This window comes from SAR86 cluster bacterium, from assembly GCA_023703675.1.
Classification (GTDB): Bacteria; Pseudomonadota; Gammaproteobacteria; order Magnimaribacterales; family AG-339-G14; genus AG-339-G14.
The window spans coordinates 323,415-348,698 of the sequence record CP097974.1; the positions used below are offsets into that span (position 1 = coordinate 323,415).

General features: G+C 34.4%; 23 protein-coding genes and 4 tRNA genes. 19 read left to right on the top strand and 8 right to left on the bottom strand.

Translation table 11 applies throughout. The annotated features are described in order from the left end of the window. Nucleotides 1-16 precede the first annotated feature (16 nt). Nucleotides 17-742: a class I SAM-dependent methyltransferase gene (locus M9C82_01615; GenBank protein URQ73858.1), complete on the top strand. Its 726-nt coding sequence runs from the start codon at nt 17-19 to the stop codon at nt 740-742. On the opposite strand, the gene M9C82_01620 is transcribed toward M9C82_01615, so the two are convergent. Continuing rightward, nucleotides 739-1,173 carry an isoprenylcysteine carboxylmethyltransferase family protein gene (locus M9C82_01620; GenBank protein URQ73859.1) on the bottom strand — a complete coding sequence of 145 codons (435 nt, stop codon included), beginning with the start codon at nt 1,171-1,173 and terminating at the stop codon, nt 739-741. The genes M9C82_01615 and M9C82_01620 overlap by 4 nt on opposite strands. Nucleotides 1,174-1,197: 24 nt before the next feature. Continuing rightward, complete coding sequence (locus M9C82_01625) at nt 1,198-3,264, bottom strand: 1-acyl-sn-glycerol-3-phosphate acyltransferase (GenBank protein ID URQ73860.1); 2,067 nt, start codon at nt 3,262-3,264, stop codon at nt 1,198-1,200. A 96-nt stretch (nt 3,265-3,360) separates the two neighbouring features. Between M9C82_01625 and M9C82_01630 the strand changes: the two genes are divergently transcribed. The 4 genes from M9C82_01630 (at nt 3,361) to secF (ending at nt 6,492) form a co-directional block, all read left to right on the top strand. Continuing rightward, nucleotides 3,361-3,446, top strand: a tRNA-Leu gene (locus M9C82_01630). A 9-nt stretch (nt 3,447-3,455) separates the two neighbouring features. After that, complete coding sequence (yajC, locus tag M9C82_01635) at nt 3,456-3,767, top strand: preprotein translocase subunit YajC (protein ID URQ73861.1); 312 nt, start codon at nt 3,456-3,458, stop codon at nt 3,765-3,767. A gap of 3 nt (nt 3,768-3,770) precedes the next feature. Next, nucleotides 3,771-5,585, top strand: a complete 1,815-nt coding sequence (gene secD, locus M9C82_01640) for a protein translocase subunit SecD (GenBank protein ID URQ73862.1) — start codon at nt 3,771-3,773, stop codon at nt 5,583-5,585. Between the two features lie 4 nt (nt 5,586-5,589). After that, entirely contained in the window at nt 5,590-6,492 is a 903-nt protein-coding gene (gene secF, locus M9C82_01645) for a protein translocase subunit SecF (GenBank protein ID URQ73863.1), read from the top strand. 1 nt (nt 6,493) lies between these two features. On the opposite strand, the gene M9C82_01650 is transcribed toward secF, so the two are convergent. Further along, nucleotides 6,494-7,291 carry an inositol monophosphatase gene (locus tag M9C82_01650; protein ID URQ73864.1) on the bottom strand — a complete coding sequence of 266 codons (798 nt, stop codon included), beginning with the start codon at nt 7,289-7,291 and terminating at the stop codon, nt 6,494-6,496. Between the two features lie 36 nt (nt 7,292-7,327). Here M9C82_01650 and M9C82_01655 point away from each other — a divergent pair, with 36 nt between their 5' ends. The 8 genes from M9C82_01655 to M9C82_01690 all read left to right on the top strand — a co-directional run bounded on the left by M9C82_01655 (nt 7,328) and on the right by M9C82_01690 (nt 14,448). After that, nucleotides 7,328-8,059: an RNA methyltransferase gene (locus M9C82_01655; GenBank protein ID URQ73865.1), complete on the top strand. Its 732-nt coding sequence runs from the start codon at nt 7,328-7,330 to the stop codon at nt 8,057-8,059. Nucleotides 8,060-8,089: 30 nt separating this feature from the next. After that, nucleotides 8,090-8,164, top strand: a tRNA-Glu gene (locus M9C82_01660). Nucleotides 8,165-8,331: 167 nt separating this feature from the next. Beyond that, nucleotides 8,332-8,682, top strand: a complete 351-nt coding sequence (locus tag M9C82_01665) for a P-II family nitrogen regulator (GenBank protein URQ73866.1) — start codon at nt 8,332-8,334, stop codon at nt 8,680-8,682. Beyond that, complete coding sequence (locus tag M9C82_01670) at nt 8,682-9,920, top strand: ammonium transporter (protein ID URQ73867.1); 1,239 nt, start codon at nt 8,682-8,684, stop codon at nt 9,918-9,920. Before M9C82_01665 ends, M9C82_01670 begins: the two co-directional genes overlap by 1 nt. Nucleotides 9,921-10,006: 86 nt before the next feature. Next, complete coding sequence (locus M9C82_01675; GenBank protein ID URQ73868.1) at nt 10,007-12,010, top strand: TonB-dependent receptor; 2,004 nt, start codon at nt 10,007-10,009, stop codon at nt 12,008-12,010. An 8-nt stretch (nt 12,011-12,018) separates the two neighbouring features. Further along, nucleotides 12,019-13,389: an MATE family efflux transporter gene (locus M9C82_01680; protein ID URQ73869.1), complete on the top strand. Its 1,371-nt coding sequence runs from the start codon at nt 12,019-12,021 to the stop codon at nt 13,387-13,389. Nucleotides 13,390-13,462: 73 nt separating this feature from the next. After that, the gene (locus M9C82_01685) at nt 13,463-14,173 is read left to right on the top strand and encodes a bacteriorhodopsin-like (protein URQ73870.1); all 711 of its coding nucleotides are present in this window, start codon (nt 13,463-13,465) and stop codon (nt 14,171-14,173) included. 199 nt (nt 14,174-14,372) lie between these two features. Continuing rightward, a tRNA-Gly gene (locus M9C82_01690) sits at nt 14,373-14,448 on the top strand. A 61-nt stretch (nt 14,449-14,509) separates the two neighbouring features. Here M9C82_01690 and M9C82_01695 read toward each other — a convergent pair. Then, nucleotides 14,510-15,157 carry an alternative oxidase gene (locus M9C82_01695; GenBank protein URQ73871.1) on the bottom strand — a complete coding sequence of 216 codons (648 nt, stop codon included), beginning with the start codon at nt 15,155-15,157 and terminating at the stop codon, nt 14,510-14,512. 155 nt (nt 15,158-15,312) lie between these two features. Between M9C82_01695 and M9C82_01700 the strand changes: the two genes are divergently transcribed. Then, on the top strand, nt 15,313-16,119 hold the full coding sequence (locus M9C82_01700; GenBank protein URQ73872.1) for an enoyl-CoA hydratase-related protein: 807 nt from the start codon (nt 15,313-15,315) through the stop codon (nt 16,117-16,119). Here the strand turns inward: M9C82_01700 and dapE are convergent. After that, on the bottom strand, nt 16,103-17,239 hold the full coding sequence (dapE, locus tag M9C82_01705; GenBank protein URQ73873.1) for a succinyl-diaminopimelate desuccinylase: 1,137 nt from the start codon (nt 17,237-17,239) through the stop codon (nt 16,103-16,105). The two genes, M9C82_01700 and dapE, sit on opposite strands and share 17 nt — an antisense overlap. A gap of 92 nt (nt 17,240-17,331) precedes the next feature. Between dapE and M9C82_01710 the strand changes: the two genes are divergently transcribed. Continuing rightward, nucleotides 17,332-19,497 (top strand): malate synthase G, encoded by a 2,166-nt coding sequence (locus M9C82_01710; protein ID URQ73874.1) that lies wholly within the window; start codon nt 17,332-17,334, stop codon nt 19,495-19,497. Beyond that, nucleotides 19,497-20,501 (top strand): amidohydrolase family protein, encoded by a 1,005-nt coding sequence (locus M9C82_01715; GenBank protein URQ73875.1) that lies wholly within the window; start codon nt 19,497-19,499, stop codon nt 20,499-20,501. The genes M9C82_01710 and M9C82_01715 overlap by 1 nt, the downstream gene beginning before the upstream one ends. On the opposite strand, the gene M9C82_01720 is transcribed toward M9C82_01715, so the two are convergent. Then, on the bottom strand, nt 20,502-21,599 hold the full coding sequence (locus M9C82_01720; GenBank protein URQ73876.1) for an acyl-CoA/acyl-ACP dehydrogenase: 1,098 nt from the start codon (nt 21,597-21,599) through the stop codon (nt 20,502-20,504). Nucleotides 21,600-21,601: 2 nt separating this feature from the next. Beyond that, nucleotides 21,602-22,846: an acyl-CoA dehydrogenase family protein gene (locus tag M9C82_01725; protein ID URQ73877.1), complete on the bottom strand. Its 1,245-nt coding sequence runs from the start codon at nt 22,844-22,846 to the stop codon at nt 21,602-21,604. A 134-nt stretch (nt 22,847-22,980) separates the two neighbouring features. On the opposite strand from M9C82_01725, the gene M9C82_01730 reads away from it, so the two are divergent. From M9C82_01730 to M9C82_01740, 3 genes are all read left to right on the top strand, one after another. Continuing rightward, on the top strand, nt 22,981-23,379 hold the full coding sequence (locus M9C82_01730) for a hypothetical protein (GenBank protein ID URQ73878.1): 399 nt from the start codon (nt 22,981-22,983) through the stop codon (nt 23,377-23,379). Between the two features lie 28 nt (nt 23,380-23,407). Further along, nucleotides 23,408-23,482: transfer RNA gene (locus M9C82_01735), tRNA-Gly, on the top strand. Nucleotides 23,483-23,502: 20 nt separating this feature from the next. Further along, a complete protein-coding gene (locus M9C82_01740) occupies nt 23,503-24,669 on the top strand; it encodes a beta-lactamase family protein (GenBank protein URQ73879.1) in 1,167 nt (388 codons plus the stop codon). Here the strand turns inward: M9C82_01740 and M9C82_01745 are convergent. Beyond that, nucleotides 24,639-25,265: an MBL fold metallo-hydrolase gene (locus M9C82_01745; GenBank protein ID URQ74109.1), complete on the bottom strand. Its 627-nt coding sequence runs from the start codon at nt 25,263-25,265 to the stop codon at nt 24,639-24,641. The genes M9C82_01740 and M9C82_01745 overlap by 31 nt on opposite strands. Between the last annotated feature and the right edge of the window lie 19 nt (nt 25,266-25,284).

Here is a 25,284-nt window from a genome sequence, read left to right on the forward strand (position 1 = left end):
TATTAATTTGAAGGATATGAAAATAATCCAAAAACCACTAGTCTCTTATCTTGATGCAGAATTGAGAGAAGCTGCAAAAAATTTTTCTAAACGACACAATCTAAGATTTTGCACACCAAGAGAAATAAGAAAGTCTTTCAGTTCTAATTTAATAATCTTGGTCACAGATAAAGGTATATTTTTACAAGATTTATCATTAAAAAATTCAAAACCATTTGATTTAAATTTTATTAGCTTCAGAGAAAGATTAAATAACAAGAATTTAATCGAGAAGTGTTTTTTAAAATTTGACAAAAAATATCGCGTTTATGACTTATCTGCGGGTTTTTGTTTTGATGCTTTCATAATAAGTTCTCTCGGATTTGATGTGCAGGCTTATGAAAAGGAGTCCTGGCTTTTTGAATTTACAAGTGAAAACTTAAAAAAAGATAGAGTCAAAAATATAAATTTAATTAATAAAAACTCTTTAGACATTCTTAAAACGATTCAAGCTCAATCTATTATTTATTTAGACCCAATGTTTGGCGTAGATAATAAATCTTTTGCTAAAAAGGAAATGCATTTTTTAAGAAAATCATTACAAGACGATTCGGAGAATCTTTTGGAGAATGCATTGAATTCTAAAGCAGAGCTTGTTGTTTTAAAAAAACATAAATTAGATGATCTTAAAACTGAAAAAAAACCATCTTTTAAATTAACTGGAAAAGTAGTGAGTCTAAACATCTTTGATAGAAGAAATTAGAGCCACCTTCTTGTCCTCTTTGAATATTCTTCCCACTCCGAATCGAATATATCCTCAAGTTTTCTTTCTTCGTGTTTTATCCAAGTGAAATTTATGATTAGACCAAAAATAATAGAAATTATTAGTGATGAAAAGGATTGTAACGATATTGAAACTCCAATTAAAATAAAAAGCATACCTAAGTAAGTAGGGTTTCTAGAAAATCTAAAAGGACCGTCCATTACAAGCTTTTCTGGTTTTCCGTCAGGGATAAAAGTGGTCTTCATTTTTGAAAGTTTTCTTAAAGAAATATAAACCAACGAAATGCCTATTACTAAAATCAAAATTCCAAGAAGGATGCTTAAGTTTACTAAAACAGGGAAAGTAAAATACAAGACAACTTGCGCAATAAGCCCACATAGGAGAATGACGGGAGGGTAGGTAATTTTCATAATTGAATTATCTTATCAAATTTTTTAAGAAGGAAGATTTTCTAACCAAATCGTTGAGAACATTTTTGCAACATCATGTTCTTCTTCATTTTGATTCCACGAAATCATATTCATCTTATCAATCTTAAGTAAATCTAAATTTATGAGTCCTTCTAAAACTAACAAGATTTTCTCATTGTTATCTTGAAAAGGCATATCTAGGAAGAAATCCTTTCTTAATTGAGGCAATAATTCTTCTATCTTTTCTAAAAGAGATTCTTTTGTAATTGCTTTTCTGCTTTTATAAAAAATAAAAGATTGAAGAATCAATAAATGTAAAACGTTGTTTTTATAAAATTCAAGAGATTTTTTATCATTAGCTTTCATAAGTATGCGATTTTTCGAATTTGAAGATATGAATTTAAGTTTTTCCATCTTTTCAACTATCTCTCTAGAATTTAACTCAGGAAGTTTTACCAATTTGGAATATTCCGAGACTTCTACTACCTTTTTTAGAAACTCGATTCGATTGAATACTTTATCTAAGCTAATTTTATTTTTATCGAGCCCAGAAATTGAAGAAGCGAATAAACTCGTTGAACTAACAACAGTGGCTTTATTAATATTCGACATTATTTTGTCCCCCAATAGAGGGGTTACTTCAAAAAGCCAAGAGCTTTTATCCATTTCATCACTCAAATCTATTGTTTCTTTTCGCCAATTAGGAGCGTGCTCATCCAAGAAGGACCTTAGATCAATAGGCTCTCCAAATTGAAGATAAGCATTTCCTAGATATCCTCTAAAATCACTAATCGTAGAAAAGATTGAAAAAATACTTTCTTTTTCCTTGATACGTCTCTTCGATTCTCTTAGATATGATTTGCCTTCTAAAACTTTTTCATAAGTTATGGAAATTGGTAAAAATTTAACATCTCTTTCGTCCATATCTTGAAATGATTTAATAATCATCGAAATAATTCCTGGTCTCGGACTTAGGAGCCTGCCAGTTCTCGTTCTGCCTCCTTCTGGGAAAAACTCGATTGAGTATCCTCTTTGAAAAAGCTTTCTAAGGTGTTCAAAAAATACTTTTGAGTAAAGCTTATTAGCTCCAAAAGATCTTCTCATGAAAAATGCTCCCCCGTTTCTTAAAATTCTTCCCAAAACTGGCAAATTAAGATTTTTACCGGCAACAATTTGTGGAAGCATAAGATTATTAGTGTAGAGCTTAAAAGAAAGAGCAAGATAATCAATGTGGCTCCTATGAGAAGGGGTGTAAATTAAAGAATTGCCAACCGCAAGATCACTGATTTTTTCGATGCCAATAATCTCTAAGCCATCGTATCTGTTGTTCCAAAACCAATTAAGGGCTTTATCATACAAATAAATAACTGGATAAGAGATATCGGAGCAAATTTCTAAAGCGTATTTGTAAGCTCTCTTATTTTGGGCAGCTTCAACTTTTTTTGATCCTTTTGAAAAGTTACTTATCTCTTTTTTAACCGAGGATGAATTCAAGATAGAGTGAATTAGGGTTCTTCTATTAGATATGTCCGGACCAAGTTTTGCTTGTCTATTTCTTCTAAATCTAGCTCTCAAGAGCCTATCGGTCTTTAAAACAAGATGGGAAGAAGATTTTTTTTGAGTAAAAATCTCTTCTGATTCTAAGGGTTTGTGGAAAAAAACATTAGCTTGTCTACCATTAAATATTACCTTTAAAAGGTTTCTAAGAAATGAACCACCTTCCCATGAATCGCGGAAAATAAGTTTTACCCAATGATCTTGTCTATCTGGCGATTTTCCCCAAAAAATATCAACAGGAATAATAATTTTTTTTGCTGCGTCAGGATCCTTAATTAGCTCATGAAGTTCTCTCGGATTTCTTCTTCTTGGGGTCTGCCAAGGAAAAAGTCTTCTTGCCCCCTTGAGTTGGAAAAAATTCTTTTTATTTTTTTTGGGAATTGGAAAATTATTAGTCTTTGCAGCTTTTTTTAGGGTATTTAGATCAAAATTAGATCCAGTGGAAATAGCATAAATTACATTATTTGTTTCAATAATATTTTTGACTTCTTCTGTTTCAAATTCAATATCTGGGCTGATTAGAAAGTTAAGCATTTTCTTTGAATTTCCTTCTTAGGTGGTATTATCCACAAAATAATTTATCTATTTAACATTGAAATCAATGTAGTATTAGATTTTACAATTAATTAAGCCGAAGTGGCGGAATTGGTAGACGCGCTCGATTCAAAATCGAGTGCCCAAAAGGCGTGAGAGTTCGAGTCTCTCCTTCGGTACCAGAGAAGAATATGAATGAGATACAAATCATAACAGCGCAGTCGTCCTCTTTTTTAGGGCCTCAATTAATTTTAATTGGAGGGTTTTTCCTTTTCATTTATTTTTTGATAATCAGACCGCAAAATAAAAGAATGAAAGCACAAAGAGAAATGATAGAAAACCTTTCGGTTGGAGATGAAATCGTTGCTTCTGGCGGACTGGTTGGGTCTATATTGAAGATATCAGATAATTTTTTAACTATTCGAGCTAACAATTCCGAGTTGATTATTCAAAGATCTTCTGTAAGCAGCGTACTACCTAAAGGGACTATTAAATCTTTATAAAAAGTGCGATTTCAAGTCTGGAAAACTTTACTAGTCTTTTTTATAGTTTCATTTGGAATCGTTTTCTTCCTGCCTAACATTTTTCCGCCTGATCCTTCTGTTCAAATTACCACCTCAAGTGTAAACGATGGATTCTCTGACGAATTCTTAAACAACCTAGAAGAAAATATAAATAGGTCAGGACTTAATTCAAAGTCTTTCGAGAAAAATGAAAAATCCATCTTGATAAGAACAAATAGTTATCAGGATCAACTAGAGTTAAAGGACTATTTGCAGGATGAATTAAATGAAAATTTTATTGTTGCTCTTAATTTGGCAGCAAATACTCCAAATTGGCTTAAATCTTTAAATGCAAAGCCTATGAAACTAGGTCTTGATTTAAGAGGCGGGGTGAATTTTCTAATGGAAGTAGATACAAACTTATTGATTGAAACTAAGCTGGAGTCAGCTGCTGCAGTTTTAAGAAACAATTTGAGAGAAGAGAGAATAAAGACCGATCTTTTCAAGTTAAGCTCTAAAGAGATTCAAGTTGTTCTAAGAAATGAAAATAGCGCAGAGGATTTAGAAGAGATAATAAGTGAAATAGGCTCGCTAGATATTGAACTTAAGGAGCCATTAACTTATTCACTAAGTTTTTCTAGTGAAGAAATTGAAGAAACTATTGATTATGCTGTTTTACAAAATTTAACCACCTTAAGAAATAGGGTAAATGAATTAGGGGTTTCAGAGCCGGTAGTGCAAAGAGAAGGAGAAAAAAGAATTTCCGTTCAGCTTCCAGGTATTCAAGATACTGCAGAAGCAAAAAAAATAATAGGTAAAACCGCCAATCTAGAATTTCGTCTTGAAGCAAAAGATAATGCATTGGCGTCAAGAACTGATAATTTTTTATACCGTGGCATACAAACGAGGCTAGATAAGAAGATTATTATCTCAGGAGACAGAGTTTCAGACGCAAGTGTTGGCTTCGACGAAAATGGATTTCCTCAAGTAAATATTTCTCTTGATTCAGATGGTGGGGCCCAAATGCATCGCGCGACGCGAAATAATGTGGGAACTAGAATGGCTGTGTTGTTTGTGGAAAAAAAATCTTCAGCAGGCCAAGAGGGTGGCGTAGTTTCTGTCGAAAATTATTATGAAAAAAGAGTAATTAGTTTAGCGACTATTCAATCAGCTTTGGCTAATCAATTTAGAATTACAGGTTTAGATTCTCCAGCAGAAGCATCAGAATTAGCTCTTCTTTTAAGAGCAGGTGCTCTTGCCGCTCCGATGAATTTTGTTGAAGAGGGAACCATAGGGCCTTCGTTAGGGGCCGATAACATTGAGCTTGGAATTAATTCTTTGATTTTGGGTCTCTCACTCGTACTTATTTTTATGATTTTTTATTACAAAGTATTTGGATTTCTCGCCAATCTAGCAGTGGTATTAAATTTGATTTTGATTGCTTCAATAATGTCAATTTTATCAGCTACTTTAACTTTACCTGGAATAGCTGGAATAGTATTAACTATCGGTATGGCAGTAGACGCAAATGTATTGATATTTTCTAGGATTAGAGAAGAATTAAAACGTAACGTAAAACCTTTAGAGGCAATTTCGTCAGGGTATGATAGAGCGTTCATTACAATTGTTGATGCTAATTTAACAACATTGATAGTTGCGTTAATTTTATACATCGTCGGTACAGGTCCAGTGCAAGGTTTTGCAATTACTTTATCTGTGGGAATTTTAACCTCAATGTTTACTGCAATACTATTTACTAGAATGTTGGTTTTTTTCATTTACGGAAAAAGGAAAAACTTAGAGAAAATATGGATTTAGTCTTATGAATATAGAATTTATGAGATTTAGAAAGATAGCTTCAACTCTTTCTATTATCTTATTAATTATTTCAATTGGTTCTTTGGCTATAAAAAATTTAGAACTAGGTTTAGATTTTACTGGTGGAATTTTATTAGAAATTAAATTAGATCAAGATATAGAAAACCTTGAAGAAGTAAGAAATCTATTGGCAGAAGAAGGTATTGAAAACTTCGTTTTAAATTTTTCTGGATCTCAAAATGACTTGAGCATAAAAATTCCTGGTGGAGAGGATAGTTCTAATAATGAGTCACTAAAAAAAATTCTAAAAGACAATTTTTCTTACAATTTAAGGAAAGAAGAATTTATTGGTCCACAAGTAGGAGAAGAGTTGAGAGATCAAGGCGGGTTAGGGCTTTTGATTGCTTTGCTAATAATGACTATTTATATAATGTTTAGATTTCAATACAAATTTGCTGTTGGAGCTATTTTAGCTTTAGCTCACGATGTTTTAATTGTGCTGGGGTTTTTCTCTCTTTTATCTATAGATTTTGATTTGACAGTATTAGCAGCATTGCTTGCGGTGATTGGTTATTCTCTTAATGATACGATTGTTGTATCCGATAGGATTAGAGAAAACTTTAGAAAAAAAAGAAGAGCAGAAGCTACACAATTAATCGATAGGTCTTTAAATCAGATGCTTGGCAGAACTCTCATCACATCACTTACAACACTTTTGGTACTTTTTGCATTATTTATTTTTGGCGGAGATGCAATTCAAAATTTTTCTTTGGCTTTAATAATTGGAGTGCTAGCTGGAACTTATTCTTCTATTTATATCGTGTGCAATGTTTTAATTTCGATGAATATCATTGCAGATGACTTAGCGGTGAGGAAGGCTGAAAGTTATGACGATGGTATGCCCTAAGTTATTTGAAGGATTCCTTGATGTCCTGAAGGATTAATTCTACGCAATTTTTATTTCCGGCGATCAGATGGTGTGAGTTGTCTACTGTCGCTTCACCAAAAAAATTAGATACATATCCTCCTGCTTCCTGCACAAGTAGGTTCCCAGCAGCAAAATCCCAATGCTTCATTCCATAGCCAACAAAAGCATCTAATCTTCCCGCGGCAACATAGGCAAGATCTATTGCCGTTGACCCGGTTCTTCTAAGTGTCAAATTATGACTATAAAGCTTTCTAATAACATCTAGGGTGTTAAGTTCGGGCTCGATCTTTCCTGAATGAAAGGAATTGCATAAAAGAGAGTTTTTTAAAGATTTAATCTTGGAAACTCTAAGGCGCTCTTGATTTAGGTAAGCTCCTTTTCCCTTTGAAGCATAGTATTCATCATCTCGAGTGATATCGTATATGATCCCATGCGATAGGATTTCTTTTTCATAACAAGCTATAGAAATAGAATAGTATGGAAAGCCATGAATGAAATTAGTGGTACCATCAATAGGATCGATTACCCAAACCAATTCAGCATTTTCAGGACCTGATCTTCCAGATTCCTCACAAATAAAAGAACTCTCTGGAAAAGAATCGTTAATGGTTGAGATTATTATTTTTTCTGCTATTTCGTCTACTTGAGTGACAAAATCAGTTGGACCTTTTTCATAAATCTTTACTTTGTCCATTCGACGAGCAAATTTATGGATTTCTTTAGCCGCTAATCTTGCAGCTTTTATGGCTATGTTAACTTTGGGTTCTTTTGATTGCACTCTACAATTGTAAACTATTGCCTAATATTAATAAGAATGAATAAAAAAAATAATATCGATATCGAATTTATTTTAGTTGAGCCTTCTCATCCAGGAAATATAGGCGCTTGTGCAAGAGCTATTAAAAATATGAGTTTCAAAAAACTTGCCTTGGTAAACCCAAGAAAAGAGATAAGCGAAGAAGCTTTTCATAGAGCTAAAGGAGCTAAAGATATTTTAGAAAATGCTACGATTTATGATTCTTTTGAGGAAGCCCTAAAAGAAAAAAATCTCATCTTTGCAACTAGTGCAAGAGAAAGAACAATCTCTTGGCCAACATTTTCTGTTCATAAAATTGACGACGAAGTAAAAAACGAAATTCGTTCTCTTAAGTCTAAAACAGCAGTGGTTTTTGGGCGTGAAGACAATGGATTGTCTAATAAAGAACTTCAAAAATGTCACTATCATTTGATAATCCCTGCAAACGATGAATACTCTTCATTAAATTTATCACATGCACTTCAAATAGTTTCTTTTGAATTAATGAAGATAGTTACTTCTGAAAGTAAATTTATGCCAGACGAAAAAGAATTTGTAACTTCTGAAGAGAATGAACAATTGATTTTACACCTGATGGAAGTATTAAAAAAAATTGATTTTTATGATCCAAAGAGTTCAAAGCAAGTTAAAGTTAGAATAGAAAGATTGATCAAAAAATCTAGATTAGATAAATTAGAAATGGGCATTCTTAGAGGATTTCTTTCTAAGATTATGGACTTTGAAAAATGACTGTTTCTGATACAATCGTTTTTTCGTTGAGTCCCCTTCGTCTAGCGGTTAGGACACCGGGTTTTCATCTCGGCAACAGGGGTTCGATCCCCCTAGGGGACGCCACAAAGTCGCTCTTTTAGAGTGCAATTCGGAATTCTTTTATCGGAAACTGGTCAATTTATTACCTTTTTAGGCTTCTTTTCATATTTTTGAGTAAATTCGTTCCCCTTTAACGAACCTTTAAAATAATGCTGTAAATTAAATAAACCTAGTTGGTTTATCTAAAATTTATGAAACTTATGTCAATTGTTGTAAAACCTTCTAAAGTCGAAGCAGTTAAAAGTGCTATATCATCTGTTGGTGTTAGCGGTGCAACTATCTTGGATGCAAGAGGTTTTGGTTCAACTAAAGGGCACACGGACTCTTATAGAGGAGCTCAATACCAAGTGGATACTAATCCCAAGGCTATGTTGCAGGTCGCTTGTAAGGACGAGAGTGTTAATGACATTGTTGAAGCGGTTCGAAGTGTTGCTAATACCAACACTATTGGTGATGGAAAGATTTTCATCACAGAACTTTTAGATGTAATACGCATTAGAACTGGTGAAACTGGTGAAGGTGCAATTAACGGAGAATATTAATGGAAGAAATTAAATTTTCATTAGACACATTCTATGCCTTGATGTCAGGTGCACTAGTTATGTGGATGGCTGCTGGTTTCACAATGCTTGAAGCCGGTTTAGTTCAGAAAAAAGATGTTTCAGAGATTGTCACAAAGAATTTGGGACTTTATTCCATCGCTTGTGTCATGTATTTAGCGTGCGGATTCATACTTATGTATCCTGGATCTGCTTTGGTAGATGGGGTACTTCCTGCAATCGGAACATCATGGGGGCTTTCAACAGCATTACCTAACGAAGAAATAGGCATACCTTACGGCATGGATTATTCTCAACAGGCTGACTTCTTTTTCCAAGTTGTCTTTGTTGCTACTGCTATGTCCATCGTTTCAGGAGCTGTAGCAGGTAGAATGAAACTTTTACCTTTCTACCTTTTTGCAATCATATTGACTGCATTCATCTACCCAATTCAAGGTTATTGGAACTGGGGTGGAGGATTCTTAAGTTCTGGAGGTTATTCTGATTATGCTGGATCTGGAACAGTTCATTTATGTGGTGCTGCTGCAGCATTAGCTGTAGTTACAATCCTTGGTCCTAGAAAAGGTAAATATAATGTTGACGGTTCAGTTAACCCAATGCCAGGATCTAACATTCCTCTTGCTGCATTAGGAGCTTGGATTTTATGGTTAGGTTGGTTTGGTTTTAATGGTGGATCAGAACTTATTGTAAGTGATGAAGCTAGTGCAATTGCAGTTAGTCAGGTGTTTTTGAACACTAACATGGCTGCAGCTGGTGGGGTAATTGCAGCATTGTTAACTAGTTTATTCGCAACTGGAAAAATGGACGTTACCATGGCGATCAACGGAGCAATTGCTGGTTTAGTAGCAATTACCGCTGGTCCAAGTGCGCCAAGTGGAGGAGAGGCTGTATTTATCGGTGCCGCCGGTGGAGTATTGGTGTACTTCTCAATACTTTTCTTTGATAAAACTTTGAAAGTTGACGATCCAGTAGGAGCGATTTCTGCTCACGGAACTGTGGGAATCTTAGGTGTAATGGTTGTTCCATTCACTTCAGATGCTTCTTTCTTGTGGCAGCTTTATGGAGTATTAGCTATTGGTGGTTTTACTTACATAGCAAGTTTAATAGTTACATTTATTATTAATGTAATTATGCCAATCAGAGCAACTGACGAAGAGCAAGACGCAGGTCTTGATTCAACAGAAGTTGGGGTATCAGCTTACCCAGAATTCTCGGATTAATTTCTCCCTAATAAAAAGCAGGCAAGCCTCCCTTGCCTGCTTTTTTCATTTACTTATACCCTTAAAACCAAGGATATAATCCTTCCATGAGATGTGTTTTAGGATTTTTAATAATTCTTTCTTTATCTATATTTTCTCAAGAAGAAGAAATTATTGTCATTGCTGAGAGGGGTTGGGTATTTACTCCTTCCGTAGACAATCTTTCAGAAGAAGATATCAGTGAAATAAATTCTCACCATTTTAAAGAATTACTAAATTTATCTTCTGGAACTTGGATCAGCAGAGGGTCTGGTCAGGAAAGTTTAATCTCAATTAGATCGCCAGTCTTAACTGGTTCAGGTGCCTGTGGATCTTTTTTGATAATTGAAGACGAAATACCTATTCGACCTTTAGGTTTTTGCAATGTAAATAATCTGTTTGAGGTTTCAGGAAATCTTTCTTCCGAAATACAGGTCATCAAGGGAGCATCTAGTGCAGTATTTGGAGGCAACGCATTACATGGATTAATTAATTTAAAATCTATTACATTTGAAGGTCAAAATTCAATTGGTTTTGAAATAGATAAAAATAATTCCTTAAGATCAAAATTTATCAATAGAAAAAATAATATTTTGGCCTTTGGCTTGGAGTTAGATAGCGATAAAGGATTTAGAAAAGGTTCTGGTTATGACCAACAAAAGTTTGTGCTTAAAACGGAAAATCGTTACAACGATTGGTCGATGGAAAGTCTAATAAGTATCACAAACTTAAATCAAGAAACTGCAGGTTATATTGATTCTTACGAGCACCCTAGGAGACTTGAAAATCAAAATCTTGAAGCTTACAGAGATGCAAATTCTATAAGATTGAATACAAAATTTTCAAAACAATTTGACGAAGTAACGCTCACACTTAATCCTTATGTTAGAAAAAGTTCTATGGAATTTATTCAACATTATCTTCCTGGAAAACCAATCGAAAAAAATGGTCAACAAAGTTTAGGCTTATTTTTTAAAACTTTAGGATATGAAATCAAAAAAAATACCTTCAATTTTGGAGCACAATTTGAAGTTGCTGATATAAACCTTGATGAATTCCAGCCCAATAAACTTACCACTAGCTCTGCTTTCAATAACGCTGTTCGTCCAAAAGGATTTCATTACAATTTTGAAGTACTAACTAGTTTGGTTGCTGTCTTCTTGAATCATAACTACAAATTAAATGACGAAATATCTTTTTTTTCTGACTTGAGAATTGAATTACTAAATTACAATTACGATAACTTAATGAATGATGGCCGTCTGAGAGACGATGGCACTTCTTGTGGATTTGGCGGTTGTTTCTACTCCAGACCTTCGGATACAGATTTAAATTTTCTTGACAATTCTTATAGGTTTGGAGTTGAGCGAAAATTAATCAATGGAAGTCTTTTTTTTCAATTTAGCACTGGACATAGACCTCCACAAATCAATGAATTATTCAGATTGCAAAAAGGCCAAACCTTGGCTGATTTAGACTCTGAAGAAATGGATTCATTAGAAATTGCTTTTATTAATGAAGGTGAGACTTCTAGAAATCAAATAGTTTTTTACTATTCAAAAAAGAATAATTACATTTTTAAGGATGCATCTTCCAATATGATTTTAGGGGGTCGTTCTCGACATAGGGGATTGGAATTAAAGGGATCAAAATTTTTGAACTCTAAATTTTCTTTGAAATATGCTTTTAACTTGACAGAGCATCTTTACGATTTTACTAATTCCAGCATAGGAATTTATTCAGGAAACGATATAGATACGTCTCCAAATTTTTTTGGAAGCGTTTTTTTTAATTACGAATTAAATGAGCAAATTAATTTTCAAATTGAGCAAGAATTTATGGACGAATATTATATGGAACCTTCAAATCTCTATATTTATAAGGGGCATAATTTGACAAACGTAAGATCTTCTTACGAAGTAAATAAAAATCTAAGCCTTAATTTTAGTGTTATTAATCTTTTTGATAAAGCTTATGCTGAGCGCGCGGACTACTCGTCTTTTTCAGGAGAAAGATTTTTTCCAGGAATTCCTTTAAAGTGGCGCTTTGCCATAAATTATAAATACAATTAAAAACACCCGTGAATTATCAAACAGACTCCGAAGAGTTATCGGAAAATATTGAAACAGTATCTAGTCCTGAGACTTTGTCTATCTGGGGACTGGCTTGGCCTTCGATACTGGCTAATATTTTATTTGCCGCTGCAGGAGTAGTTTCTATAAAAGCAGTCGGCATCTTAGGCACAGAAGCAGTGGCGGCTGTAGGAACTGGGCAAAGAATCCTCTTTGTAATTCAATCAATTATTATGGCTGTCTCTACTGGAACAGCTGCTTTAGTAGCTAGAGCTTTTGGTTCTGCTAACTACAAAGAAGCAGCACAAGTACTTCTAGATTCTCTATGGATTGGAGTAATTTTGAGTATTTTAGCTGCTGCCTCTATGTGGCTATATGGGGAATCAATAATCTCTTTCTTTGGATTAGACCCTGAATCTAAAAAATTAGCCGTTATATATATCAAGTACACGATGTTATTTTCTGCAGCTTTTTCAAGTTCCTTTATATTTAGTTCGGCGCTAAGAGCGGCTGGAGATGCAAAAACACCTTTAGCAATAATGATTTTTCAAAATCTTTTGAATATTTATCTTTTGATAGGTCTCGTTAACGGACAATTCGGATTTCCCGAAATGGGCGTTGTAGGCGCTTCCTACGCTTGGGGGATATCTTTTACTGTAGGTACCGGAGTATATGTAATTATGTGGCTTTCAAAAATGACCTTAATTCCCTTGCCATCTTTAAAAAATATTATTTACGATAGATTAAGGAAAATTTTTAAAATTTCTTTGCCCGCAACTCTTGAGTCAGGAGTTTTTCAGTCAGGACTTTTATTTTATTTTTGGATAATTTCCTTATATGGAACTGAGCCCAGTGCTGCTTACAATATTGGGATAAACATCCTGATGCTTTCCTTTATGATAGGCCAGGGATTTTCAGTAGCTGGCGCGACATTAACTGGACAATTTTTAGGAGCTAATAATCCAAGAGAAGCAAAGCGAAGTGGTTGGAGATCTGCAGGATTATCGATCATTTCTATGGGCTTTGTAGGACTTTTAATTGCTATATTTTCTAATGAAATATCAAGATTTCTTGTCGATGACGATGAAGTTGTAAGATTGACAGTAATATTTGTATGGTTTTTAGGCTCTATGCAACCTTTGATGGCAATCGAGTTTGCAATAGGTGGAGCTTTGAGAGGAGCTGGGGATACAAAATCACCATTAGTCATAACTTTAATAGGATTAGTATTCTTTAGGTTATCTATCGCTTTGTTATTTTTGTTGTTTAATTTACCCGTTGAATATATCTTTGCTAGTTTAATGATTGATTATCTTGTTAAAGCAATTTTATTTGCCTACAGGTTTAATTCTGGTAAATGGATAAAAATTAATATATAGCTAATTATTTATATTTTTTGCTTTTTTAATGTATTATCTATGTAATTATTAATAATTATCTGGGAGAGATATTATGGAATATGTTCTAGCTACTAACGATTATGTTGGTATATCTTTTTGGCTAGCCACAGCTATTATGCTTGCATCAACTGTATTTTTCTTTGTTGAAAGAGCAGACGTTAAAGGTAAGTGGAAAACTTCTTTAACTGTTGCAGGTCTAGTTACTGGTATAGCTTTCTGGCACTACTTATACATGAGAGATATTTGGGTAATGGTAGGTGACACTCCTACTGTCTACAGATACATTGATTGGTTAATTACAGTGCCTTTACAAATAATTGAATTCTATTTGATTGTTGCTGCGGTAACGACAATTAGTGCAATTATTTTCTGGAAGCTTTTAACTGCTTCTATATTAATGTTAGTTTTCGGTTACCTAGGAGAAACTGGTCTTATGGACGTCACGATCGGTTGGATTTTAGGAATGATTGCTTGGCTTTACATTATTTATGAAATATTCTTCGGCGAAACTGCTGCTGCAAATGCGGGAAGTGGTAATGCTGCAAGTCAACAAGCTTTTACAACCATTAAATGGATTGTGACTGTTGGTTGGGCTATTTACCCACTGGGATATGCAATTGGATATTTCGGCGGTGGTGTAGATGCGAATTCATTGAATATCATCTACAACTTAGCAGATTTAATTAATAAGACCTTGTTTGGTTTAGCTATCTGGGCTGCTGCTAAAGCAGACTCGGAAAGTTCTTCAGAGAGTTCTTACTAATTTCATAAAAAAAAACTCCAGCTTTTTTAGCTGGAGTTTTTTTTTGGAGCTTCTTGTGAATCTCCCCCTTACACAAGAAGCAATATAAGATATAAAAAAAAACCTTATAGGTCAAAACTTTTTATTTATTTCAATTTCATATTTTTTTTTAGATGTAAAGGTTGATTCAAATTTTTATAGTATGTAAATTAGATATTCTGCGATTGTAGCTCAGTTGGTAGAGCGCGACCTTGCCAAGGTCGAGGCCACGGGTTCGAACCCCGTCAATCGCTCCATTTTTCAAAATAGATTTTTAAGTTTATGAAAAGATTAAAAAATTGATTGAAAGATAGGGATTTACGAATTTTGTCCGTCAATCTCATCCGCAATGTAATGGTTTTTGTCTCTGTGACCAGCTTCATCGTTTCTAACTGCTATTACAACATCTCTTAATCTTGCGTCTATGTTTAAGTTCCAATAATTAATTGCTATTTTAGGAGCAGGAGAATTAGCGATTTCGCCTTTATCTATTTCCTCAAGATATTCTGTATACGAGGTAACGGCTTCTTCTTCGAAATATCCTATCATTCTATGAGCAGTTCTATTGAAAAAAATGTATAGAAAAGTATAAAAAGTTCCAAAACCTATCTGAGCTAAGAAAATTAAGAATCTTTCAAAAGTAGAAGGTTGTGCAATTTCTATGAAAGTCATCAAATGCATTCTCTCATTTTCTGCTTCTTCTAACATTTCACGGATTAAACCGTTGTCATCTTTCATTCTTCTTAAAGAGCGTAAATGATGCACTACTCCTGCAACCATACCAGGAACAGCAGCAACAGTTTCTAAAACGACAGCTCTGTGACCGTATCTTTTCTTAAAAAGAAAATCAGCTGAATTTCTGAGAAATTTTGTAATACTTAGAGCAACGGAATCACTCAGTGTGTTAGGAAGTTTGTGACCTGCTACTTCATTTTGCATATTTGGAGGTAGATCTTGATTTAACATGTATCGATATTATAGAAATAAGAATTGAATTAAATGATTTCAATCATTTATGTAGGTTCATATATCTTTAAGCTATATATAAAATATTTGTCCTGTTAAAAAGATATATAAAAAAAATCGTTCCTTCAGATAATATTAACAGAGGAGATATAAATATGAATGATGAAGTTAAAAAAGAAATAGATGATTCTGGCGTTATGACGATAATACTTAATAGACCCAAGAGTCTAAATAGCCTCAATTACGGGTTGGTTACTGGAGTTATTGAAGCCTTTGATGAGGCCGCTTCAAATAAAAAAGTAAGGTCTGTAATCTTGACTGGTGAAGGAAGAGGTTTTTGTTCCGGTGCTGACCTAAGTGGAGGAGGGTGGCCAACCAAACCCGAATGGACTAGTGGCGAAATTTCAGCAAATAATATGGAATTTTTTTTAAATCCGATGATAAAGAAAATAGTTGCTTGTCCTAAACCCGTCATTAACGCAATAAATGGAATTGCAGCTGGAGGCGGAGTTGGCCTAGCATTAAGCGGTGATATTTTAATAGCTGCCAAGTCAGCTAAATTTAAATTAGTTTTTGGAAAACAACTTGGAATTATTTCAGATGTAGGCGCATCTTGGTTTGTTCCTAAATTAATCTCTAGAGCTAGAGCTAATGCTCTTGCCTTATTAGGAGAAGACCTCTCGGCCGATCAAGCAGAAGATTGGGGGCTGATCTGGAAGACTTTTGATGATGAATCACTTTTAGACGAAGCGATGAAAATTGCTCTACAAATTTCAGACAGCGCAATAGAAGGACTTAAGGCTTGTGTGCATGCACATGATCATGCCGTCAATGTTTCTTTAGACGAACAATTAGATTACGAGACAAAAACTCAAAGAGTTCTTTGCGACGGACCAGCTTTTAAAGAAGGAGTAGTAGCATTTTTAGAAAAAAGAAAACCAAATTTTAGGAATTTGAAGTAGCGATCTTTTTTAATATCTCTAAATAAATTTTACTTAGATCATTCAAATCTTTTAAAGACACATTTTCATCAATTTTATGGATTGTTTCATTTAAAGGGCCAAGTTCTACTATTTCAGCATCCATAACGGGCATAAATCTGCCATCAGAAGTACCGCCTCCATTATTAATTACCGGCTCTCTACCTAATACATTTTTTATCGAATCAATAACTAAATCAACAAAATAGGTTTTTGTTGTTAAGAAAGGAAGCCCGCTAAGATTCCATTCAACTTTGTAATCAACATTATGAGAATTTAAAATTTTTTCAAATTCTTCAATTAAACCTTCACTCGTAGATTCTGAGCAAAATCTAAAATTGAAATCCATTTCCAATTCTCCTGGAACAATGTTTCCAGCACCAGTACCAGAATTAATATTAGAAACTTGAAAAGAGGTTGGTTGAAAATGATCATTGCCAACGTCCCATTTTTTTTCTTTCAATTCAGTAATAATGTTTGAAGCAAGAAATATTGGATTGATAATTTTTTCTGGATAGGCGATGTGACCCTGCTTGCCTAAAATCTTAAGTTTTCCGTTAAGTGATCCTCTTCTTCCAATTCTAATAGTATCCCCAATAATTTCTGAAGATGATGGCTCGCCTACCAAACAATAGTCAATTTTTTCTCCTCTCTCTAATAATTTATCTAATAAAATATCTATAAATCCATCATCTGATTCTCCTTCTTCATTACTAGTCAAAAGGACAGCTATTTTGAAGTTTAGATTTTTTTCACAATTAACAAATTCAGAAAGAGCTTTCAAAAAAGCACAGATGTTTCCTTTCATGTCTGCAGCTCCTCTTCCATAAATTTTATCGTCTACTTTTTTTGCTGAAAAAGGAGGATGTGTCCATAAATTTTCAGGACCTGTCGGCACAACGTCTGTGTGGCCTAGAAAGCAAAAAGTTGGTCCGCTATTTCCATAAACTGAATAAAGATTTTCAACGTTTTTGTAGTTTATCCTCTCGGATACAAATCCAAGTTCATTAAGGATTGGTTCAATAAGATCAAAACAACCTTTATCTTTTGGAGATATAGATTCGATTTTAATTAAATCAGTAACAAGGTTTTCTAGGTTCATTTTCGTTAAGTCTAAAACATTTTAACTATTTATTATAAAAATTTTTTTTCACTGGTAGAATAAATTTCTGCATTTAAAAAATAAGGATTTTTATGAGTACATACATTGATAAAGGTAATTTAAAAGTTTCAAAGAGTTTAGACGTATTAATAAATGAAAAGGTTTGCGACTCTATTAAAGTCACTCCGCAAATTTTTTGGGATAAGTTTGAAGAAATATTAAATGAATTTACCCCTAGGAATAAAGCCTTGCTTGAGAAAAGGGAGAGTCTTCAAAAGCAAATCGATGAATGGCACATTTCTAAAAAAGGAACAGATTTTGATAAAGAAGCTTATAAAGGTTTTTTAAAAGAAATTGGGTATTTATTAGAAGAAGGTGACGACTTTTCAATAGAAACTGAGAATGTAGATCCTGAAATATCAGAGATTGCTGGACCTCAATTAGTAGTGCCAGTGATGAATGCAAGGTTCGCTTTAAATGCTGCAAATGCAAGATGGGGAAGTCTTTATGATGCCCTTTATGGAACAGATGTTATCTCAGAAGAAAATGGAGCTGAAAAAGGCGGATCTTACAATCCAGTAAGGGGAGATAAAGTAATTGAATTTTCAAAAAAATTTCTAGATGAAACCTTTCCTTTAGTTTCAGGAAGTTTTACAGATGTAACCGCTTTTCAAATAAAAGCAGGAAAGTTACAAATTACTCTTGCCGATCAAAGTCAAGTTTCTTTATCTGATGAATCAAAATTTGAGGGGTACTCTGGGTCAGAAGATAATCCTAAAGGAATTTTGTTAAAAAATAATAATTTGCATATGGAAATCCAAATAGACCGTTCTGATTCAATCGGCTCACAAGACCCTGCTGGAATAAAGGATGTTTTAGTAGAAAGCGCAATAACTACAATTCAAGATTGCGAAGATTCAGTCGCTGCAGTTGACGGAGATGATAAAGCTCAAGTTTATGAAAATTGGTTAGGATTGATGAAAGGCGACTTGGCTGAGACTTTTCTAAAAAATGATCAACAGATGACAAGAGTGCTTAATGAAGACAGAGATTATATTAAGCCTAAAGGAGAATCTTTCTCTTTACCCGGAAGAAGTACTCTTCTTGTCAGGAATGTGGGCCATCTCATGACCAATCCAGCAATTTTAGATAAAGACGATAATGAAGTATTTGAAGGAATTATGGACGCGATGTTTACCATTGCAATTGCAAAGCATGATATTTTGAATACTGGATCAAAAGTTAATAGTAAAACTAAAAGTATTTATATTGTTAAACCAAAAATGCATGGTCCTGAAGAAGTAAAATTTACCTGTGATCTTTTTGCAGCAGTTGAATCAGCGTTAGGTTTAGAACCTCTTACAGCAAAAATTGGAATCATGGATGAAGAAAGGAGAACTACGGTTAATCTTAAAGAATGTATAAGAATTGCAAAAGATAGAGTTATTTTTATCAATACAGGTTTTTTGGATAGAACTGGTGATGAAATTCATACTAGTATCGAAGCAGGTCCAATGATAAAAAAATCTGAGATGAAACAACAAACTTGGATTAACGCATATGAAAATTGGAACGTTGATACTGGCCTTGGAACCGGATTCAAGGGTAAAGCTCAGATAGGCAAAGGAATGTGGGCTATGCCAGATGAAATGTTGGGAATGTATGAAGGAAAAACCAATCATCCAGAGGCTGGAGCAAATTGCGCTTGGGTTCCTTCACCGACTGCTGCTACAATCCATGCTCTGCATTATCATCAAATAAACGTTTCAAAAGTACAAGAAAATTTGCTGACTCAAGAAAAAGCAGATTTAGATGACATACTAGAGATTCCACTTCTTAAAAATCCTAGTTCACTTTCCACTGAGGAAATTCAAAGTGAATTAGATAATAATGCTCAAGGTATTTTAGGTTATGTAGTCAGATGGGTAGATCAAGGAGTTGGTTGTTCAAAAGTACCTGACATAAATAATGTTGGTCTTATGGAAGACCGAGCTACATGTCGAATCTCCAGTCAACATATTGCAAATTGGTTACACCATGGATTATGTGATGAAACTCAGGTTATTGATACGATGAAAAAAATGGCGGTTGTAGTGGACGAACAAAATTCAGGAGACCCCAATTATATTCCAATGGCTCCAAGTTACAACGGTCATGCTTTCAAAGCCGCCTGTGCACTTGTACTTGAGGGCAGAAATCAGCCAAGTGGTTATACTGAGCCAATTTTGCATTCAAAACGATTAGATTTTAAAGCTTAGTGAGCTTATTAGAAGATCACCTAAATTGGCTTAATCTTTACCAAGAAGCAACCCTAGAGCCGGAAAGACCTATAGTTGATCCCCATCATCATTTTTGGCCCGGTGAACAACATTACCTGCTTGAAGATCTATGGTTAGATACTCATAGCGGTCACAATATTAAAAAAACAGTTTTTATTGAATGTTCTCAGGAGTTTTTAAAAACTGGAGATAAAGATTTTGCTCCAGTTGGCGAGACAATCTTCGTAAAAAAAATCAGCGACGAAGCTAAAAAAGAAAAGCATAAAACTCAAATTGAAGGAATAGTTGGACACGTAAATTTACTGATAGGACCAGAGAAAACTCATGAGGTTCTAATAAGTCATTTGAAAGAGGGCGGAAATTTATTTAAAGGCATAAGGCATGCGGGAGGATGGGATCACCATTCTGAATTATCTAATTCTCATCACAGTCCTCCTAAAAATATGTATTCAAACGAAATATTTATAGAAAGCCTTAATGAACTAATTAACTTGAACTTATCTTTCGAAGCTTGGCAATATCATCACCAAATAAATCAGGTTGCAAAAATGGCTGAAACTTTGCCTGATTTAAAAATTGTTTTAAATCATTTTAGCGGCCCTATTGGCATCGGTCCCTACGCAAACAAAAAAGATGAAATTTTCGAGATATGGAAAAAAGATATTACCCAATTGGCAAAGCATACAAATGTATACGCTAAATTAGGTGGCTTAGCGATGCCAATAAACGGATATGAGTTTCATAAACAAAAATTGCCCCCAACCTCCGACCAAATTGTAAATTCTCAAAGACGTTATTACGATTATTTAATATCTTGTTTTGGGCCAGAGAGATGTATGTTCGAAAGTAATTTTCCTGTAGACAAACAATCAGTTTCATACAACATCATTTGGAACGCATTTAAAAAAATGTCTTCAGGCCATACAAATTCAGACAAGGATTTGATGTTTTTTAATACTGCAAAGTCTTTTTACAAGCTTTGATTATTGGTTAAAACCTTGGAGTTCTGCTGCTTCTTCTCTTACGATTTCAGGCGCGCCTAAGATTTGACGATTCAATCCTATCCTTTTGAACCAATAATGAAGGCCTAGAAGATCGGTAAAACCCATCCCACCATGAACCTCTGTTGCTTTTTTTGAAATCATCTTCGCTACTTCAGAAATGTGCGATTTAGACTGACAAGCTAAAAGTCTTGATGATGAAATCTCTTCTGTGTCATATGAATGAGCAGCTTGCCACACAAGGGAGTAACAAGGCTCTAAATCCGCAGCCATTTCAGCACACATATGTTTTACTGCTTGAAATGAGCCGATAGTTCGATTGAATTGCTTTCTCTCTTTTGAATAAGTTACGGCTTTTTCTACCATGGCTTCTGACGCTCCCAAGGTATCTGCAGATAAAATTATTCTTCCAGCATCAATAACTTTTTTAGCAATTTCATTATTGTCTAAAGTTTTTTCTAAAATTTCAGCCTCAACATTTTTTAATAAAATTTCATGAAATGTGCGAGTTTTATCGACTGTAGTTAATTTATTCATAACGACCCCCTTTGCATTTGAGTCAATTACAAATAGTCCTCCCGATTTGTCAGAGAGTATCAAGAAATCAGATTTTTCTGCATCTAGTACGAATAGCGAACGTCCATTAAGTTTATTTTTAGAGAATTCTATTCCTGCATCTTCTCTTGCCCCCACAAATTCACTCATCCCAACTCCAAATCTAATTTCATTCTCAGCAATTTTAGGTAGGTAATTTTTTTTCTGATCTTCACTCCCTCCTAAATTAATCGCTATTGGTGCCATTACATAAGATCCAACAAATGGAATGGGACCAATTCCTGAACCAAGAGACTGTGCAACTGCTACGGCATGCAACAATCCAGCTCCAAGGCCACTGTGTTCTTCAGGAACTAAAAGTGTATTTATTCCAAGGTTTAAAATGCCCTCAAAAATATTATTTTCAATTTCTTCCCCTTCACCATTGGCAATTTTTCTAATTTCGTCCACCGTGGCGTTGTCATCAAGAAATTTCTTTACAAAATCTTGAATCGATTCTTGCTCTTCTGATAATCCAAAATACATTTTTATACCTCTACTTGCACTTTTGGTTCGCGAGGCATTCCAAGACCCCTCTCGGAAATAATATTTTTTTGAATTTGGTTAGTTCCACCCCCAATAATTAATCCAAGAAAATACATGTAAGTAAATTGCCATGATCCTCCGCCTCTTACATTAGGGTCATCTTCATATAATGTTCCAAGCTCTCCCATGATGTCTATAGCAAGACCTTCCAATTCATGTCGCAGTTCAGTTCCAACCAATTTTTGGATCATACCACCAAGTTTTACATTTTGGCCCGGATTAATTTTTGCAGAAAGCAATCTTAACGAGTTTGCTTGCACAGCTAAAACTTTTCCCTGGATTTGGAGCAATCTATCACGATAAGAGGCAACATCGATTAATCTTCTTCCGTCAATAGTTTCTTCTTTCATCAGATTTATTAAGGTGTTGAGTCTATTCAAGGTTGCGTTTGGGTTCGCTAGAGAGCCTCTTTCATGACCTAGAACCGAATTAGCTACTGACCAACCTTCGCCTCTTTTCCCAACTATATTTTCTTCTGGAACCGTTACGTTATCAAAAAAGACTTCGTTGAAGCCGGCTTTTAAAGTCATGTCAACAAGCGGCCTAATTTCTATTCCAGGTGTATCCATGGGGATTAAAATAAAACTTATCCCAGCATGCTTTGAAGCCTGAGGTTCAGTCCTCACCAAACAAAACATCATTTGTGAATATTGAGCAGTACTGGTCCATATCTTTTGACCATTAATAACCCAATTTCCATCAATCAACTCTCCTTTGGTTTGTAAGCTTGCTAAATCACTTCCCGCATTTGGCTCAGAATAACCCTGACACCAAATTGTTTCACCTAGTAATGTAGATTCTATGTGTTGTTGTTTTTGATCTTCTGTTCCCCATTCAAGTAAGGTTGGAACTAGCATGTCAATACCTTGGCCACCCATTGCATTTGGAACTTTATACTTTGCGAAAGCGCCTGCAATGATTCTACTTTTTATAATGTCAGGTTCGCCACCATATCCGCCATATTCTTTTGGTATTGATCTTGCAAAATAACCTTTTTCTATTAAAATTTTTTGCCATTCAGATCTGCCAACAGATTTTCCTTTTGAGCTTGAGACATTTCCAGACAAGGCGTCATGCATTTCAAATTTTTTATCATTTGTTGTGATTGTCGCTCCACTGTATTCTTTGCAAAAAGCTTCAACTTCATTGGTGAATTCATCATATTCGCTTCCAAATTCTAGATTCATATTTCCTCCAAGCAGTAAATTTATACAATTATTTTAAATTAAATTAACTCAGATATATTAAAACTTTAATATTAATTAGTTAAAAAAATTTTGAAATTTATTTAGCTTTAACTAGAATTAGTCTGATTTTAGTTATGGATACATTAGTAAAGGTTGTAATGGTATTTTTGTTATTGTTCACAGTGCCATTCAGTTTAATAAATTTGTTTTGGACCGATCTAAATTCTGTTTTCCCTCTTTCTGGATTTAATCAAGAGCAAATGTCTCTTTGGAGATTAAAAGTTATAAATCCTTCGGTTTTTTTAACTGTTTCTTATTTTATATATAGATATTTTGCCGGTCTAAATCCAACATCTACTATTTGGCCAGTTTATGTTGTTTGTTTATTCTTTTGCTTATCTCAATTTATTGGTTTCTTTACCGGTATTCCTGTTTCTGGATTTAGTATTGGTTGTTTCGTGATTTCGCTTTTGTTTCTATTCGTTTTGAGACATGCCCACGAAAAGAGAAAAAGAGAAATATCAACTTTTTAGGATATACTTCTTCTTCAAATTATGATTTGCGGGCATGGTATAATGGCTATTACTTCAGCCTTCCAAGCTGACGATGCGGGTTCGATTCCCGCTGCCCGCTCCATAAAAATAATTTAAATATCTATGAAAAATATAATTACAGTAGTTGAAGAAGCTCTTCGAAAAGAAAACATTCCTTTTGCCTCTTACGCACTAACTGATAAAAATGAAACAACTCTTTATGAGCACTTCGGCACGCAAGATTTAACTAAAGAATTACCTCCTACTAACGAAACACGTTATCGCATAGCCTCCATGTCTAAAGCGGTGACTACTTTAGCTGCTTTAAAATTATTAGATGAAGGAAAACTTAAGTTAAATACCAATGCTAAAGAATATTTTCCGGAACTCGGTGAGGTAAAGGTAGCTAAATTGCATGAAAATAATATTACTTATGATGAAATTGAATCAGACATTACGATCCATCAACTTTTGTCGCATACGTCAGGATTTGGATATGATTTTCATGATCCCGCTTTAAGTCATTTAGTTGTAAATCAAGAGCTTGCGCCTTTGACGAGTAAAGATGGATCTCAGCTCAAAGCTCCTTTAGTTTATCAACCTGGTACGAGATGGGAATATGGTATAAGTCTTGGATGGATTGGAAAAATAATTGAAAAGATATCAGGTCAGAATCTTAACGATTTCATCACTGAAGAAGTTTTTTTACCTTTAGGAATGAATGATTCAACTTTTGATGCTTCAACTTTTGATAAAAAAAATATTGCGGTTCTTCACGCAATGGAAGCAGAAAATTTTATTAACGTAGATGATTTTGTTGACGATTCAACCGATGGGTTTTATTATGGCGGCGGTGGAATTTATTCTACACCTGACGATTATTGCAAGTTTATGAGACTTTTCCTTAATGAAGGAAAAATTAACGGAAATCCATTCATCACTACCAATACTTTAAATCTTATGATGAAAAACCAAATTGGTGACTTAAATTATCTTCATCAACCTACTTTCAACCCAAGTTTAATTCACCCCCATGAATGGTATCCCGAAATTAAGAAGAAATTTACTTATGGTTTTTTGACTAATCTAGAAGATATGCCAGGAAGAAGAAAATCTGGCTCTCTAGCATGGTCGGGAATTTGTAATACTTATTTTTGGATCGATCCTGCTTCAGGCTTAGGTGGGACTTTAATGATGCAATTGTCTCCGCATTATGACAAAAAATGTATCAACGTTTTAGAAGCCTTAGAAAAAGCTGCTTACTCAGAGTTAGAAGTTTTGAATAACTGATCCGCAACGTAAGGATTTGTTTGCCTTTCTTGCCCAAAAGTTGAAACAGGTCCATGACCGGGAACAAAAGTTACGTCATCTCCCAAAGGCCATAGCTTAGTTCTTATTGCATTAATTAGATCCTCATGGTTACCTCTGGGGAAATCTGTTCTACCGATGGAGCCTTGAAACAATACATCTCCGACAATAGCAAATTTGGCTTCTTTGTTATGAAAAATTACATGTCCAGGGGTGTGACCAGGACAATGATATACATCAAAATTTATCCCATCCAATTCAAGTTGATCTCCGTCTTCGAGCCATCTATCTGGCAAAAAGTTTTTAGAATCCGAGAGTCCATACATTTTTCCGTGTTCTTCAAGAGCAGAAATTAGAAATTCATCCTCTTTATGTGGACCTTCAATAGAAATTTTATATTTTTGAGAAAGATTAAATGCTCCGCCTGCGTGATCCAAGTGTCCATGTGTTATAAAAATTTTTTTTAGCTTTAAGCCATTTGTTTCAAGATAACTTTCAATCTTATCTAAATCTCCCCCGGGATCAGTTACTGCAGCATTTTTTGTCTCTTCGTTCCAAATCACGCAAGAATTCTGCATCAAGGGTGTAACTGGTATT